Annotated in this window: 16 protein-coding genes; 8 read left to right on the forward strand and 8 right to left on the reverse strand. The window is 58.8% G+C overall.

What is annotated here, in order from left to right:
• The first annotated feature begins 42 nt into the window (after nt 1–42).
• From F6X24_RS16320 to F6X24_RS16330, 3 genes are all read left to right on the forward strand, one after another.
• The gene (locus tag F6X24_RS16320) at nt 43–1,305 is read left to right on the forward strand and encodes a BamA/TamA family outer membrane protein (RefSeq protein ID WP_191906359.1); all 1,263 of its coding nucleotides are present in this window, start codon (nt 43–45) and stop codon (nt 1,303–1,305) included.
• A 71-nt stretch (nt 1,306–1,376) separates the two neighbouring features.
• On the forward strand, nt 1,377–2,378 hold the full coding sequence (gene rhuM, locus F6X24_RS16325) for a virulence protein RhuM/Fic/DOC family protein (RefSeq protein ID WP_151089026.1): 1,002 nt from the start codon (nt 1,377–1,379) through the stop codon (nt 2,376–2,378).
• Between the two features lie 35 nt (nt 2,379–2,413).
• Nucleotides 2,414–3,391, forward strand: a complete 978-nt coding sequence (locus tag F6X24_RS16330) for a Ppx/GppA phosphatase family protein (RefSeq protein ID WP_151089027.1) — start codon at nt 2,414–2,416, stop codon at nt 3,389–3,391.
• A 61-nt stretch (nt 3,392–3,452) separates the two neighbouring features.
• Here F6X24_RS16330 and ppk1 read toward each other — a convergent pair whose 3' ends face one another.
• The gene (gene ppk1, locus F6X24_RS16335; RefSeq protein WP_229725174.1) at nt 3,453–5,795 is read right to left on the reverse strand and encodes a polyphosphate kinase 1; all 2,343 of its coding nucleotides are present in this window, start codon (nt 5,793–5,795) and stop codon (nt 3,453–3,455) included.
• 122 nt (nt 5,796–5,917) lie between these two features.
• Nucleotides 5,918–6,526, reverse strand: a complete 609-nt coding sequence (locus F6X24_RS16340; protein ID WP_151089028.1) for a Uma2 family endonuclease — start codon at nt 6,524–6,526, stop codon at nt 5,918–5,920.
• A 130-nt stretch (nt 6,527–6,656) separates the two neighbouring features.
• Between F6X24_RS16340 and F6X24_RS16345 the strand changes: the two genes are divergently transcribed.
• Entirely contained in the window at nt 6,657–7,172 is a 516-nt protein-coding gene (locus F6X24_RS16345) for a hypothetical protein (RefSeq protein ID WP_151089029.1), read from the forward strand.
• An 81-nt stretch (nt 7,173–7,253) separates the two neighbouring features.
• Here F6X24_RS16345 and F6X24_RS16350 read toward each other — a convergent pair whose 3' ends face one another.
• On the reverse strand, nt 7,254–7,952 hold the full coding sequence (locus F6X24_RS16350; protein WP_229725176.1) for an IS630 family transposase: 699 nt from the start codon (nt 7,950–7,952) through the stop codon (nt 7,254–7,256).
• Nucleotides 7,949–8,419 carry a helix-turn-helix domain-containing protein gene (locus F6X24_RS16355; RefSeq protein WP_151086744.1) on the reverse strand — a complete coding sequence of 157 codons (471 nt, stop codon included), beginning with the start codon at nt 8,417–8,419 and terminating at the stop codon, nt 7,949–7,951. Before F6X24_RS16355 ends, F6X24_RS16350 begins: the two co-directional genes overlap by 4 nt.
• Before the next feature lie 354 nt (nt 8,420–8,773).
• Between F6X24_RS16355 and F6X24_RS16360 the strand changes: the two genes are divergently transcribed.
• The gene (locus tag F6X24_RS16360; RefSeq protein ID WP_151089030.1) at nt 8,774–9,787 is read left to right on the forward strand and encodes a restriction endonuclease; all 1,014 of its coding nucleotides are present in this window, start codon (nt 8,774–8,776) and stop codon (nt 9,785–9,787) included.
• 18 nt (nt 9,788–9,805) lie between these two features.
• Complete coding sequence (locus F6X24_RS16365) at nt 9,806–10,711, forward strand: helix-turn-helix transcriptional regulator (RefSeq protein WP_151089031.1); 906 nt, start codon at nt 9,806–9,808, stop codon at nt 10,709–10,711.
• A gap of 25 nt (nt 10,712–10,736) precedes the next feature.
• Here F6X24_RS16365 and F6X24_RS16370 read toward each other — a convergent pair whose 3' ends face one another.
• Complete coding sequence (locus tag F6X24_RS16370; RefSeq protein WP_229725178.1) at nt 10,737–11,357, reverse strand: Uma2 family endonuclease; 621 nt, start codon at nt 11,355–11,357, stop codon at nt 10,737–10,739.
• A gap of 36 nt (nt 11,358–11,393) precedes the next feature.
• Complete coding sequence (locus tag F6X24_RS16375; protein WP_229725180.1) at nt 11,394–13,079, reverse strand: ABC1 kinase family protein; 1,686 nt, start codon at nt 13,077–13,079, stop codon at nt 11,394–11,396.
• A 183-nt stretch (nt 13,080–13,262) separates the two neighbouring features.
• Here F6X24_RS16375 and F6X24_RS16380 point away from each other — a divergent pair, with 183 nt between their 5' ends.
• Entirely contained in the window at nt 13,263–13,808 is a 546-nt protein-coding gene (locus F6X24_RS16380) for a DinB family protein (RefSeq protein ID WP_151089032.1), read from the forward strand.
• Nucleotide 13,809: 1 nt separating this feature from the next.
• Here the strand turns inward: F6X24_RS16380 and F6X24_RS16385 are convergent, their stop codons facing one another.
• Both F6X24_RS16385 and F6X24_RS16390 read right to left on the reverse strand, forming a co-directional pair.
• Nucleotides 13,810–14,220 (reverse strand): acyl-CoA thioesterase, encoded by a 411-nt coding sequence (locus tag F6X24_RS16385; RefSeq protein ID WP_151089033.1) that lies wholly within the window; start codon nt 14,218–14,220, stop codon nt 13,810–13,812.
• A gap of 48 nt (nt 14,221–14,268) precedes the next feature.
• Entirely contained in the window at nt 14,269–15,021 is a 753-nt protein-coding gene (locus F6X24_RS16390; protein WP_151089034.1) for a class I SAM-dependent methyltransferase, read from the reverse strand.
• A 106-nt stretch (nt 15,022–15,127) separates the two neighbouring features.
• On the opposite strand from F6X24_RS16390, the gene F6X24_RS16395 reads away from it, so the two are divergent.
• Complete coding sequence (locus F6X24_RS16395; protein WP_191906360.1) at nt 15,128–15,301, forward strand: DUF2256 domain-containing protein; 174 nt, start codon at nt 15,128–15,130, stop codon at nt 15,299–15,301.
• Nucleotides 15,302–15,303 lie beyond the last annotated feature (2 nt).

The following is a 15,303-nucleotide window of genomic DNA, read 5'->3' on the forward strand; positions in this document are numbered from 1 at the left end:
TTTCGGTTGAGCTTCCCTGGCAGCTGCTTGCGTACTACCCCTTTGTCTGGTTTCTCCTCATCCTGGCTATGGAGCCGGCTCGCCGCCGGCGGCTGGTGGCTCGGCCTATGCCTGGCTGCTGCCCTGGCCCACGCCCAAACCACAACCCCGCCCAGCCTGCACCCGGCCAGCGCACCGGCCCCGCTCGACGTGGCCGATATAGGTCATAAACTATATTCTCGCATTCCGGCCCACGATTCGCTGGGCTTGCAGCGGGGCCGCCATATGCTGCTGCTGGTGCCGGTGGTAGGCTACTCGCAGCAAACCGGCGGGGTGGCCGAGCTGGCCGTTAACCTGGCTTACCAGCGGCCCCAGGCCAACGTCTCAACCGTAGTGGGCGCGGCTGAATATACCCTCAACGACCAGCTTATCTTCACGCTCACCTCTTCGTTGTGGGCCCCCAACAACGCGTGGAACTTCGTGGGCGACTGGCGGGTAATGCACTACCCACAAAGCACTTACGGCCTGGGCATGTTCACTTCCACCACCGGGGGCGTGGTGTCGATGGACTATGAGTACCTGCGGTTTTACCAAACTGCCTTCCGGCGCATCGTGCCCAACTGGTACATCGGCCTGGGCTATCAGCTCGACGACCACTGGAGCATCGTGAGCCGCAATACCCGGCGCGAGGTCACTACCATTTCTCGGTACAGCTACGGCGTATCGGGGCGCTCTATCTCCTCCGGCCCGGTTATTAGCGTGCTGCACGACGGCCGGGCCAATGCCATCAATCCGCAGAGCGGCTACTACCTCAATGCGCAGTTTCGGCCCAACTTTAAGGCCCTGGGCAGCGATACCAACTACCAGTCGGTCCTGCTCGATGCGCGCCTCTACCTGCATCCTTCCCCCAGCTCACCCAATATCCTGGCGCTGTGGTCGTACAGCGCCTTTACGCTCACCGGCAACCCGCCCTTTCTCGACCTTCCCGCTACCGGCTGGGATACGTACAGCAACCTGGGCCGCGGCTTTATCCAGGGCCGCTTTCGGGGCAAAAATCTGCTGTATAGCGAAGCTGAGTACCGCTTCGGTATCACCCACAACAGCCTGCTGGGCGGGGTGGTCTTCGCCAATGCCCAGAGTGTGACGGAGCTAAGCGTGGTGAGAGGCCAGGTGCAGGATGGCACTTTTGAAAAGGTAGTGCCTGCCGTAGGGGCTGGCCTGCGCCTCAACCTCAACAAAGCCTCGCGCACCAACCTCGCTATCGATTATGGCTTCGGCTTCGATGGCTCGCACGGTATATCGCTGAACCTGGGAGAAGTATTTTAATAGGCAACCGGTAGTATATTTCATATTGCCTGTGGGCTGGTTAGCTTTGCTGCTTCACCACTTGCACCGCCATGCTGCCCACCGCTACGCCGGACGTTCTGCTCTACCAAACGCCCGATGGGCAAATTCAGCTCGACGTGCAGCTCGACCACGATACCGTGTGGCTGACGCAGGCGCAGATGAGCGAGCTGTTTGACACTACCAAACAGAACGTTAGCTTACATATTCGCAACCTCTTTCGGGAAGGTGAACTAAGCGAATCGGCATCTGTCAAGGAATCCTTGACAGTTGTTCCGGATGGCCGGGAGTACGTCATCAAGTACTACAACCTGGACGTTATTATTTCAGTTGGCTACCGGGTCAAGTCTAAGCGTGGCACCAGCTTTCGCCAGTGGGCCACGCAGGTGCTGCGCCAGTACCTTGTGCAAGGCTACGTGCTGAACGAGAACCGCCTGCGCGAAAGCGCCCGCCAGCTGGCCGACCTGAAGCGGCTGGTGCAGCTGCAAGCCGAAGTAGCTGCCAACCAGGAGCTAAGCGCCGACCAATCGAATGCGCTGCTGCGCCTGCTCGGCGACTATGCCCGTGCGCTCGACGTGCTCGACCAGTATGACCACCAGCGCCTGCTGGTAGCCCGCGATACCGTAGCAGCACCGGGGGCCGGCTTTGAGCTGACGTATGAGGCGGCCATGCAGGCTATTGATACGCTACGCGTGCAGTTTGGGGGCTCCGAGCTGTTTGGGCGCGAGAAGGACCGGTCGTTTGAAAGCTCGGTGCGCACTATCTACCAGAGCTTTGGTGGGCAGGACCTCTACCCCAGCGTGGAGGAGAAAGCGGCCAACCTGTTGTATTTCGTAGTGAAAAACCATTCTTTTTCAGATGGTAATAAGCGTATCGCCGCTTTTCTCTTCGTGTACTTCCTCGACCGCAACAAGTGCCTATACCGCCCCGACGGGTCGCGGCGGCTAGCCGACAACGCGCTCGTTGCGCTCACGCTGCTCATTGCCGAAAGCCGTCCCGAAGACAAAGACGTGATGGCTACGCTGGTCGTGAACCTGATTAATGACGAAAACTAGCGCCCCGGCGCAAACCGGCCGCCTACCTTTGCACGATGGAGTATCAGCTAACCAAGCTCGCCGCCATCGATATTGGCTCCAACGCCGTACGCTGCCAGATTTCGGCAGTCTTGTTTTTTGAGGGTCGCTACCGCCTCAAGCGCGTCGAGTACGTGCGCTACCCGCTGCGGCTGGGCGAAGACGTATTTGCCACCGGCGAGATTCCGCCGGCCAAGGCCGATAAGTTCGTCAAGTTTCTGCACGCCCTTAAGTTGCTGATGGAGGTGCACGAGGTGCCGCACCACCTCATTTGCGCTACCTCGGCCATGCGGACAGCCCGCAACGGCGCGGCCGTGGCCGCGCGCGTAAAGCACGAGCTAGGGCTTGACATCCAGGTAATTGATGGTCAGGCCGAAGCGGCCTACATCAACCGCGTAATCGAGCACCTGCTCGAAGACAACCGCCACTACCTGCACATCGACGTGGGCGGCGGCAGCACCGAGTTCAACATTTACCACGCCCGCCGCAAGGTGGCCGCGCAGTCGTTCGAGATTGGCTCCATCCGCCGGATGCAGCAGGAAGAAAGCGGCCGCTCGGTAGACGAGATGAATGGCCTGTGGCAGCGCATGGAAGTCTGGGTGCGCGAAAATGCCCGCCGCTACCACGTCACGCGGGCCATCGGCACGGGCGGCAACATCAACAAGCTTTACAGCATGTCGCCGGCTTCGCCCAACCGGCCCATCACGCGCCGCAGCGTGCAGGCGCTGCTCGACCGCTTAGGCGGCCTGAGCATGAACGAGCGCGTAAACGTGGCCATGCTCAACCCCGACCGCGCCGACGTGATTGTGCCCGCCGGCCACATCTACCTCTCGGCCATGGAGTGGGCCGGCGTGAGCAGCATGCTAGTGCCCGACATTGGCCTGAAAGATGGCATGATGCAGGCCCTGTTTGAGCAGTATTTTGACGAAATCAGCCCCAGCGCGCACCCCAGCAGCCTGCCCGTAGCCGACGTGGAAAATAGTCCTATCCAGTAAGCCTGAGTGGCCTTTATAGAGCAGGGGCGGCCCTCCCCGCCCCTGCTTTGCGCGGACTATCTTACCCCTCATCAACCACCGTAGCGGTAATATCGGCTTCGTTTTCCACGGCAATTTCCAGAAGCGCGGTTCCCTGGCCAAAATCGTCGTCGCCTTCAGCTTCCAGCACCGGGGCGGCGGCCAAGGATTCGGCGGCGGCGGCTTCCTCAGCGGCTACCTGCAGGCGGCGGGCCGTTTGCTCGTGTAGCAGCGCCAGCAGGCCTTCGGGCGTAGCATTGGTAAGCTGCGCCTCGTCGGGGCGGCGGTAAAAGTCGCGGTGAATGTTGATGGCCGGCTCGCCGGGGGCCGGGCGCTGGCAGATGTAGGCGCCATCCTCGCGCATGGTGTAGCTGTTCTGGGTATCCAGCAGGTTGAGCTGCAAGATATTAATTGCCTCACGGCGCAGCTGCGGGTTCACAATCAGAAACAGCGCCTCGATGCGGCGGTCGAACGAGCGCACCATGGCATCGGCCGAGCCGGCGTAGAGCTTGGCCTCGCCGCCGTGGTGGAAGTAGAACAGGCGGGCGTGCTCCAGGTACTCGCCCACGATACTCTTCACCTCAATATTCTCGCTCAGGCCGGGCCGCCCCGGCCGCAGGCAGCAGATGCCGCGCACGATAAACCGAATGGGCACACCGGCCTTGCTGGCCTTGTAAAACTCGTCGATTAGCTCCCGGTCTTCCAAGGAGTTCATCTTCATCACGATACCGCTCGGCAGGCCTTTTTTGGCATTCTTAGCTTCTTCGCGCACCAGGTGAATAAGCTGCTGGCGCATATCGCGCGGAGCCGTGATGAGGTACTCGTAGTCGTCGGGCTGCGAGTGGCCGGTAATTACATTAAAGAATTCCGATACATCGTGGCCGTAGGTATCGTTCGTAGTGAGCATACTCAGGTCGGTGTAGAGGCGCGACGTTTGCTCGTTGTAGTTGCCCGAGCCGATGTGCACGTAGCGCGTCACCTTCTCGCCTTCCTTGCGGATAATCATCAGCATCTTGGTGTGGGTCTTGTACTTACCTACGCCGTAGATGACGAAGCAGCCGGCTTTTTCGAGCCGCGCCCCTTCCCGGATGTTGCGCTCCTCGTCGAAGCGGGCCTTCACCTCAAACAGCACCGAGACGTGCTTGCCGTTTTCGGCCGCTTTGAGCAGAGCAGCCGTCACGCGCGAATCTTCGGCCAACCTATATATTGTTTGCTTAATACCCAGCACCTGCGGGTCTTCAGCAGCGCGCTCCAGCAGGCGCACCACCGGCTCGATAGAGTTGTAGGGGTGGTGCAGCAGCACATCATGGTGCTTGAGATACTCGAACATGTTTTCCTCTGCCCCTTCGGGCAAGCTCAGCGGCAGCACCGGGGAAGGCAGTTTGGCGCCCTTACCCCGGAAGCTGGGGTAGCGCAGAATCTGGTTCAAGCCCTTCATATCCAGCAGCACCGGAATCACGAAGATGTTGCCGTTATCGATATTCCAGCGCTCACGCAGGATGTTCATCAGGTAGGGCGAAGCGTCGGGCTCGACCTCCACGCGCACTACCCGGCCGCGCTTGCGGGTTTTGAGGCCGATTTGAATTTCTTTAATAAAATCAGTATCTATATCTTCTGATTCTTCTAATGTAAAATCTCCGTTTCGCGTGATGCGGAACAGGTCGGCCGACAGGATATCGACGTTGCGGAAGAGCTTGGGCAGGTTGGCCCGCACGATTTCCTCGATGGGCACGAACACCGCCCGGTCTTTGCGCGTGATTTCAAAAAACCGCGTCAGGTTTTGTGGAATCTGCACAAAGGTCAGGCGCTCCTGGCCCTTTTCCACGTCCGGGGTCGTTACCAGGTTAGCTACCTCGCCGGCCGCACTTTCGCGGGTCACCACGCCAAAGGTCAGCACTTGGTTCATGATGAGCGGGAAGCCGTGGTACGAATCGTAGACCATCGGCGTGAGCAGCGGAAAAACGGTGTTTTTGAAGTAGCCTTCCACCTTTTTCAGCTCAATCTCGGTCAGCTCCTCCATCCGCCGGATGCTGAAGCCATTCTTCTCAAACTGCGGCTTCAGCTCGTTTAAGTACGTCAGCGACTGGTCGTTGACGAAGCGGTGGGCAAAGTCGAGCAGCTTGCGCCGGAACGGCAGCTCGCGCAGACCCGAGTAATCGACGCGCTCCTTACCATAGTCGAGGTAATTGTAGAGCGAGCCCACCCGAATCATAAAGAACTCGTCGAGGTTCGAGCTGGTAATGCTCAGGAAGCGCAGCTTGTCGAACAGCGAGCGGCTGGGGTCCTTGGCCTGGTCGAGCACCCGGTAGTTGAAGCGCAGCCAGCTTAGGTCGCGGCTGATATACTTGCTTTTGCGGATAAGGTCGGCAGACTTGAAGAGCTTCATAAAATCACGGATTATACGGATTTAAACGGATTTTACGGGTTTTGGGAACGTAAAACCGGCGGACTGAGTGGGAATGGCAGTTTAGTTAAGCATACGACATTAGGTAGCGCCCGGACGCGCCCTTATACGCCGGCAAATACGTCGGCCCATTGCAAGGCCATCTCGGGCAGCGTGTGGCTGGGCACGAGGCCGGGCTCGTAATATTCGCCTACGGCCTGGTACTCGCCGGCTTGCAGCACAAAAACGGCAATGCTCTGCTCACCGGGGTATACAATCCAGTATTCGCCCACCCCGTTTTCGGCGTAGAGGTCAAACTTGGTGCGGGTGTCGTGGATGGCGGTGCCCGGCGACACGATTTCGATAATCCAGTCGGGAGCCCCCAGGCAGCCCCGCGCGTCGAGCTTGGCCGGCTCGCAGACCACGCACAGGTCGGGCTGCACTACGGTACGTATCTGCTGGTTGCCGTTGGCCCCGCCCGTAGTCAGGCGCACGTCGAAGGGCGCCGCAAATACCTGGCAGGTTTTGCCCAGCAAAAACGTATCTACCAGCCGGCTAAAATTCATGGAGCACCGCTGATGGGCGCGGGCCGGGCCGGCCATCCTGCGTAGCACCCGGCCGCGAATGAGTTCTACCACATCCGTGAATTTCCAGTTCAGGTAGTCGGCGTAGGTGTAACGCTGGCTGGGGTCGAGCTGGGCGATATCGGTAATGAGGGGGACGGTCGGCGTCATACCTGCAAAATAACGGCGCGGGCCGGGAGGAAGGGACAAGGCGCAAAATAAAACTCGGATACGCGCCGAAAACGACACGGTTTGGCGCGATAGGCCGTCACCTTTGACACCTGTCTTTACACCTTATTTTATGGAGACCTATACCCCATCCTCAATTGCCGTAGCCGAAATGCTACTAGGTGAATGGGAAATAAATGCGCTAACCACCGCCCACTCGGCTTGTATAGCTCACCGCCCATTGGCCCTGGCCCAACTCGTCAGCTTATACCAAAGCCTGACTACTTCCAGCGATGCAGGTATCAGTATGAACGCCGATGGCACGCACACAGTGCCGTACCATGCCCATTCCTTTACTGTCTATTTCGCTACTGCCCAAGGCATTAGTCGGGTAGCGCAGGTCATCGAGCAGCTAGCCAACCAAGTAAGCAAAGACAACAGTTGCGACCCTAAACGCCAACTAATGGACTGCTCGCTTAGTATCGGCCACGGAACCTATGAACTGACTATGGATGAGCTAGGTGAACTATGTGAAGCTATTTTTCAGGTACTGGTAACGAACAGAAACGAAATGTCTTTCGGTGAGCACCTGGCTAATGTGCTCGCCACAACCGAGTTGCAACTCTGCGTGCTCTTGCATTTTTATTAATATGCGCCAACTCATTTTATTAACCCTACTTTACAAGCATTAGCACTGCCGCTACTATCAAACTTGGTTTCCTTCTAGTGCTCAGTCAGAGGAATTAGTTACCCTAATTTTCTGGTAATGGCGGTCGAGTTTAACGCGGGCTTTTTCGAGGGTGAACTGCCAGTGGACGGTAACCTGGGCGGCATTGCGCTGGGCCACGCAGGCGGCGACGTGGGCGGTGAGTTCGTCGAGGGTGGGGATGCGCTGGTGCAGGCACTGGCGGGCGATGGCCGAGAGTTCAAGTTCGACCATGTTAAGCCAGGAGGCATTTTTAGGGGTGTAGTGCACCTCGAAGCGGGCAGCCAGCGCGCGGGCCTGGGCGGCGGGCAGGTGCTGGTAGAAGACGGCGTCGGTGTGGGTGTTGAGGTTGTCCTGCACGAGCACGATTTTCTCGGCCTGCGCATAGTGGGCGGCCAAGGCCTGCATAAAACGGCAGTAATCGGCCCCGGTCCGGCGGGCCGAGACCTCGACCAGGCGCTGGCCGGTGCCCGGCTCAAACGCCACCAGCAGGCAGGCCGTGCCCTGGCGCACGTAGGTGCTGCTTTCGCGGCGGGGGCGCCCGGCTCTAGCGGCCTGCTCGCCTACGGCGGGCTGGGCCGGCACCGGGGGCAGGGGTTCGACGGGCTGGCTGTGGAGCACACAAGGGCGCTCATCGAAGCAGACGACGGGGAAAAGCGGGTCGTGAGGCCGCTCGTAGACGGCCAGCACGTCCTCCATGCGGGCTACGAAGGCCGCATTCATCGCCCCGAGGCACCAGTGCTGCTGGCGGTGGGGGTGCAGCTCGTTTTTTTGAGCATCTGGCTCACCGTTTCGTGGGAAATAGTGTCCACCAGGCACAGTTCCACCGCCTTATCGGCCAGCAAGCGCAGGGTCCAGCGGCTATGGCCCACCGGGGCCGGTGTACAGGCTAGCGCCGTGACGGCGGCGCGTTGGGGACCATCAAAGCGGCGTGGCCCACCACTACGCGGGGCCTCGGCCAAGGCGACTTGCCACCCGGCCGCTTCGTACCGGCGGCGTATCTTGCTGACTGCCTGGCGGCTCAGGCCAACGGCTTGGCCGGCGGCCTGCTGGCCGATACCGGTCGCCAAGGCCAGCAGCGCCTGGGCGCGGCGCACGGCTCGTACGGGCCGACGACCGGTGCGCGTGAAATTTTCGAGGGCAGCTTGGTCAGCCGCCGGGAGGGCAAAGGGAGTAAGGGGACGAGACATAAGGCCCCTAACCCGGAGCACAGTGGTTTGTTAATTATTTCCTCTGACGCAGCACTAGTACCTACTCCTTATGTCCGCCGAAACCGAGTTTTTACCTTGCCTAATAATGTTAATCGCCGTCCAGTATAGCCGTCCAGTATATAGAGAGCGGCACAGTTTGGGAAACGCTGTTGCGCACGGGGTTTGCCAGGCAGCGCACTACTATACTAGTTACCGGAGCTAGTTAAATTGAGTAAGCTGGTGGTACAGCAGAAAATACATGCTAGCTGTGGGTTTGAAGATGATGGCGCAGATTTTATGGAGTAGCTTGCAAAGCAGTTTCACCTTTTACCAAAACACAAACCGTAAAATATTATGACTATTTGGGCTCTCAAAAATCCTAGTGAAGAAGAACACGTTGCGTTTGTACATAAATCACTCAAAAAAGGTATTTCACGATTTGGATGGAGTTACATCCATAGATGTGACTTGCTACAACTAAATGATTTATTTTGGACAGAACTGAATGACGAACAAACAGAGTGCTTCAAGAAAGCAAGCTTTTTGTTGGATGTAGAACCTGGCGATTGGGTTGTGCATATCAATGTGCCACAGTATGGTAAATGCACGGCAGCTAAAGTGGCCAGAGGGTATAGATTTGATTCAGCACCAAACGAGGTGGATGACTTCCGCCATACGCTACAAATTGACTTAGGTACTTTAATAGAATTCGACCGAAATGATGCAAACATCTTACCAATAATTAGTAGCCGCTTGAAACTACAAGGCAGGTTTTGGCGCATTAATCAACTTGCAGCTTTCGAGAAATCTATTCAAAACCTTAGAACTGGTGCTGTCATACTGAAGTCCGATGAGCGTGCTGAAACTTACCATCTCCGCGATTCTTTAGTACCGTTACTAAAAGATTTTACTTCGAAAATTCAACTCAACAATCCATCCCATAGTTTTGAGGCATTTTTAGCAGAAATTTTCCGTAGAATCCCTGGAGTTACTAATGTTAATGAGCATGGCAGACACAAAGGATTTGGAACAGACAATGGCGCAGACCTTATTGTATCTTATGATACTGGATTACCGATAACTGGCCTGCAAAAAGCCGCAACGCTTGTTATTCAAGCTAAATCTTACACCGATATTCATTGGGAAACCAACGCGGTTGACCAACTTGAGGAAGCAATGGCTACGTTTAACGCTGACTCGGGCTTACTTATAACTACAGCTCAAGCGTCTGAACATTTAATCGCCGCTTTCGATAAAATTAGCACACAACTTCTGGAAAAAGGCAAAACTGTGTCTTTAATTAGCGGTGACGATGTGGCTAGGTTTGCCTTAAAATTCGGTGCTGATTTATTACTGGCTGAAAAGTAATATAACTGGTTTTTTGTAATGCCCGCCCGCGCCCACCTTCTTCGCCAGTTTCACATTGTGCAGCGGCTACAGGCGGTACGCGGGCGGGCATTGCCATTTGACGAAATCCGGCGCTATTTGCTGGAAGAAACAGCAGTGGGCGACTACGAAGGTGGCTATGAGCTGCGCACGTTTCAGCGCGACAAGCAGGAGATAATCGACCTGTTTGGCATTACCATCAGGGCCCGTAAAAACGAAGGGTACTACCTTGCCGAAACCGAGCCACTGCCAGCCGACCAGCAGCGGCTTTTCGAAGCATTTGAGCTACAAGAGTTTCTGCGGCTACCGCAGGCGCTGGGGCCGTTTGTGCAGGCCGAGGCGCGGCGGCCGCTAGGGCTACAGTACCTGCGGCCGCTGTTGCGGGCTGCGCAAGCCGGGCAGGTGGTCGAGTTTCAGTACCAGAAGCACTGGGAAGAGCAGGCCGAAACGCGCACGGTAGGGCCACTGCTGCTCAAGGAGTTTCGGGGACGCTGGTACGTGCTGGCCGCAATGGTGTGGAGCGGGCGGCTAGCCTGCTTCGGCCTCGACCGCATTCAGGACCTACAGTTGACGGCTGCAACATTCAGCCCACCTGCCGGCTTCGACGCGACTACTTACTACGCCGATGCTTTTGGCATCACGCGGCCGCACGATGCCGCGCCGCAAGAGGTAGTGCTGTGCTTTGCGCCCACGCAGGGGCGCTACGCGCTGAGCTATCCGCTCCACGCGTCGCAGCAGGTACTGGTGCAAAATGAGGAGGAAATCCAACTGGCGCTGTGGGTATATGACACCCACGACCTGCGTATGGAGCTGCTCAGCTACGGGCCCGAGGTGCAGGTACTAGCGCCGCCAGCGCTGCGCGACTGGCTGCACGCGCAGCACGCCGAGGCGGCCGGGCCAGCATAGGGCCAAGTGCTACTATAAAACGGCGCTAGCTTAGCCCCTCAAACACGTCGGCCCATTGCAGCTGCAGTTCGGGCAGCGTGTGAGAGGGCACCAGGCCAGGCTCATAGTAGTCACCTTTCGGCTGATACTCATCGCCTTCGAGCACGAAGACGGAAATGGCTTGCTCGCCGGGATATACTATCCAGTACTCGCCTACGCCGTTTTCGGCATACAGGTCAAACTTGGTTTTGGTATCGTGGGTGGCGGTGCTGGGCGACACGATTTCGATAATCCAGTCGGGCGCCCCCAGGCAGCCGCGCTTGTCCACTTTGCTGAGGTCGCAGATGACGCACAGGTCGGGCTGCACCACGGTTTGCACCTGGGTGTCGCCGTTGCCAGTGCTGCGCAATAGGCGCACGTCGAAGGGCGCGGGGAATACGCGGCAGGGTTTTCCTTTAAGGTAATTCCAAATTATCCCATTAAAATTAGAGGAGACAATTTGATGGAATGTGGTCGGGGCCGACATCTTGCGCAGTACGCGGCCGCGTATCAGCTCCACGTACTCACTGAACTTCCAGCTCAGGTAGTCGGCATACGAATAGGTTTGGCTCAGGTCGAGCTGCGAGATGTCGGTAATCGGGGCCATTGTATCGGTAAGAGGAGCCATAGTAGCAGAAATTTACGCCCGGAAGCTTAAAGCCGTTCACTCGCGCCGGGCGCGCTGCGGCATGGTCAGCAGCAGCAGCAGAAACAGACAGGTGCCCAGGCTGTACCACGTAATAACGGGCAGGCCCCGGAAATAAGGCATTTCGGGCGGGTAATGCCCGAGCAGGCTCAGGCCCGCAAACACGATGCTGCCCAGCGCCAGCAGCGCCAGAATGGTACGGCTCACGAGCTGGTCGGCCTTGCGCAGCAGGCTGGTGTAGCCGCTCAGCTCCACCTTCACCCGCAGCTCGCCCTTGCTGATTTTGCGCATTATCTGGCGCAGGTCGCTGGGCAGGGTTTGCAGCAGGGCCAGCAATTGGGTGCCCGTATATTCCGCCTCGGTTAATATATTATCGGCCGAATATTGCTCGCGCATAATGCGGGCGCCGTAGGGGCGCACAAACTCGAAGGTATTGAAGCTGGGATGCAGCACCTTGCCGATACCTTCCAGGATAACCAGCGCCCGCAGAATGAGGAATACCGCGCCCGGCACCTGCAGCTTGTAGCGGTAGATGATGCCCTGAAGCGAGTCGGCCAAATCACTCATACTCATCTCCTTTACGTCGAGCAGGGCGAAATCCTCAATCAGACTGTTGAGGTCGGCCTCAAAGGCCCGCATATCGGGGATGTCGCTGCTGAGAGCGAGGCGGCGGAAGTTGAGGGCCATGCCGCGCGCATCCTGCCGGGCCATGCCGATAAACACCCCCGCAAAGGCGTATTTCTGCTGCTTGGTGAGCTTGCCCACCATGCCGAAGTCGATGAGTACCAGCGTGCCATCGGGGCGCACGAGCACGTTGCCGGGGTGCGGGTCGGCGTGGAAAAACCCAAACTCGAAAATCTGGGTCAGGTAAATATCCATGCCCGTTTCGGCTACGGTGGCAGGGCTCAGGCCCCAGGCCAGTAGCTGCGTCTTATCGGTTATCTTACAGCCATCTACAAACTCAACTACCAGTATTTTAGCAGTACTCAGCTCGCGGTAGGGCTTGGGTATGTAGAAGCTCTCGTAGTGCTCGTAGAGCTTGCGCATCTGCTCCATGGCGCGGGCCTCGGAGGTATAGTCCAGCTCCTTGGTCATGCTGCGCTCAAAGGCATCGACCACATCCTGCGGATTGGAGAGGCCCTGGTTGCGCAGAAAACCCGCCGTGAGGCGCACCAGCTCGTGCAGCAGGCGCAGGTCGCCGGCCACTTTTTCGCGCACGCCGGGCCGCTGAATTTTAATAACTACTTCCTCCCCGCCGTGCAGCCGCGCCCGGTGCACCTGCCCAATGCTGGCCGAGCCAATCGGCTCATTCTCAAAATCGAGGAACACTTCTTCGAGTGGGCGACCCAGCTCGGCTTCGACAATCTGGCGGGCTTCCTCGACCGGGAAGGGCGGCACGTTGCTTTGCAGCTTCTCAAACTCATCGATGAGCGCCTGGGGCAGCAGGTCGGCCCGGTTGCTCAGGGCCTGAGCCAGCTTGATGAAGGTAGGGCCCAGCTCTTCAATAATCAGGCGGATGCGCTCCCAGCGGGTGGTTTGAAATACGGCGCGCTCGTCGTTTTCCAGCCACCGGCGGCGGCGGCTCTGGCTCACGAGGCGGCGCAGGGGCGTGGTCGTCACCACGTCTTCGAAGCCGTAGCGCAGCAGCACCTCGGCCACCTGCCGAATGCGCGTCAGATTGGAAATAGTATTTTTAAACAACACGAAACAAGCAGCTTAAAGCGAAGGGCCGGCCCGCAGAGCCAGCCCTTGCACGGATTTTGCGGAGCCAGCGCGGCCCCCGGGCAGCGCAAAGGAAACCGCCCGCTGCTGATTGCCAGCCCGGTGCTTACCTTTTCGTCAAATCTACGCCCTGGCGTTGTCCCAATCTGCCTATCCTGCTGCGCCATGACCAATCGTTTACACCTGCTGATTGAGCAGCTCGACCGCGCTACCGAAAATGCCCTGGCTACGGCCGAGGCGCTGGGGGCCCGCGCTTACGTGCATCCGGTGCCGGGCCAGTGGGCGGCGGCCCAGGTAATTCACCACTTGCTTACGGCCGAGAAAAGTATTACCGGGGCGCTGCGCCACGCGCTGGCGGCCGACCACGGCGGCTGGCAGCTGGCAGGCGTCAAGCATCGCATTCGGGCTATACTACTGCGCCTGGCGCTGCGCCTGCCGGGCCTGCGCTTTAAGGTGCCCCCTACTCTGCTGCCCCCGCCCGACCCCTCCACCATTGCGCCGCTGCCCGAGCTGCGCGCCGAGTGGGCCGGGGTCCGGCGCCAGCTGGAGCAGGTGCTGCACGAGTTTCCGGGCACCAAGCTCAACCACACCGTTTTCCGGCATCCGCGCGCCGGTTGGCTCACCATTGGCCAGACTGTGGCCTCGGTGCTCGACCACACCCTGCACCATCAGCAGCAGCTCAATCGGATTAGCAAGGTCCTGAAGAAGTAGCTTACTTTTCCTCCACGGCCATTGCCTGGGCCAGCTCGGCGGGCGGCACGGTGAGCTTGCGGCGGTCGAGGTCGAGCCAGGCGCCATCAACGGTAACGGTGGCGGCGAGGCGGCCATCGGCCTTATATAGATTATGCTCTATGGTCCAGCGCGAGCCGTCGGGCGTGCCGGCGGTTACGCGGCCATCTACCCGAATCTGCTCGCCGCCGTGCAGCTCCTTAAGGTATTTGGTTTCTTCGCGGAAGAGGATGGGGCCGAGGCGCAGCTCGCCAAAGCGCTTGATGTCGAAGCCCAGGCTGGCCAGCCAGCTCACGCGCTGGTCGGCGGCAAAATCGGCGTAGGCGGAGTGGCGCATGTGGCCGTTGGGGTCCAGCTCGGCCCAGCGCACGGTATAGCTCTGATTATGTGGCATTTTTGATTAGTTAGTTAACGTATGAACGGGGCAGCTGAAGGCTGGCTCTTACTCAATGCCCGCCTCGAAGCCGCCCACCAGGGTGAGGCGCACCAGGTACTGGCCGCCTTCGTCTTCGCCCAGAAAATCTACTTCGTAGCCGGCTTGGCGGGCCGCGTCTTCGAGCAGGGAAGCATCAATAAACAGCCACGGGAAAGGCTGCCCGCTCTGGCCTTTGTACTGAAAGGTGTACTCGACCTCGCCGTAATACGGACCGTTGAGATTGAACACCAGCGCCCCGTCCTCGTCTTCGTAGAGGTAGCTGATGTCGGACGAGGTAGCCAGAATCTGGCCGTCGGGCGCGAGCAGGGTACGGGCGTGGGCCAGAAACCTGTCGAGGCCTTCGAGGGTGCCGGCCAGCCCGAGGCCGTTCATCAGCATCAGGATAGTGTCGTAGGGCGCTTCCTGCGGCGCGCGGGGCGCAAAGATGTCGTGCCGGGCCACCTGGCGCACGCCGCGGGCCTGCATCACCTGCACGGCCCCGGCCGAGTGGTCGATGGCCTTTACGTCGGTAAAGCCCCGGCTTTGCAGCTCCAGCGAATGGCAGCCCGCGCCGGCCCCGAGGTCGAGCACGCGGCCCCGGCACTCGTCGAGGGCCTGGCGCTCGAGCTCGGGCATGGCGAGCAGGATACGAAAAAAGTAAGCGGCGGGCAGCGCCTCCTCGTCGGCGGCGCTGCACTGCACGGTGAGGGCGGCCGCGTGGTGGCCGTGCTGATAATCGAGCAGGGCCTGGCCGATGAGGTCGGGAGCTTCGTGGGACATAAGCAAAGAAGGACGGGTGGGCATGGCCGGCCGGGCGCTTTTAAACGTAAATAGCCCCCGACCGGCCGGCAAAGGTCCGGCGGCTTTTTGCTTTCTCCCCTGCCCCATGGCTGCTTCGCTGAAAAAAGGCCAGCTCCCCACCAAACTATGCGCTACCTGCGGCCGGCCTTTTGAGTACCGCAAGAAATGGCGCAATAACTGGGAAGAGGTGAGATATTGCGGGGAAAAATGCCAGCGCAACAAGCAAAATACTGATTATCCAGTAAAAATTAACCAGTAAAA

The organism is Hymenobacter baengnokdamensis, from assembly GCF_008728635.1.
GTDB classification, from domain to species: Bacteria; Bacteroidota; Bacteroidia; order Cytophagales; family Hymenobacteraceae; genus Hymenobacter; species Hymenobacter baengnokdamensis.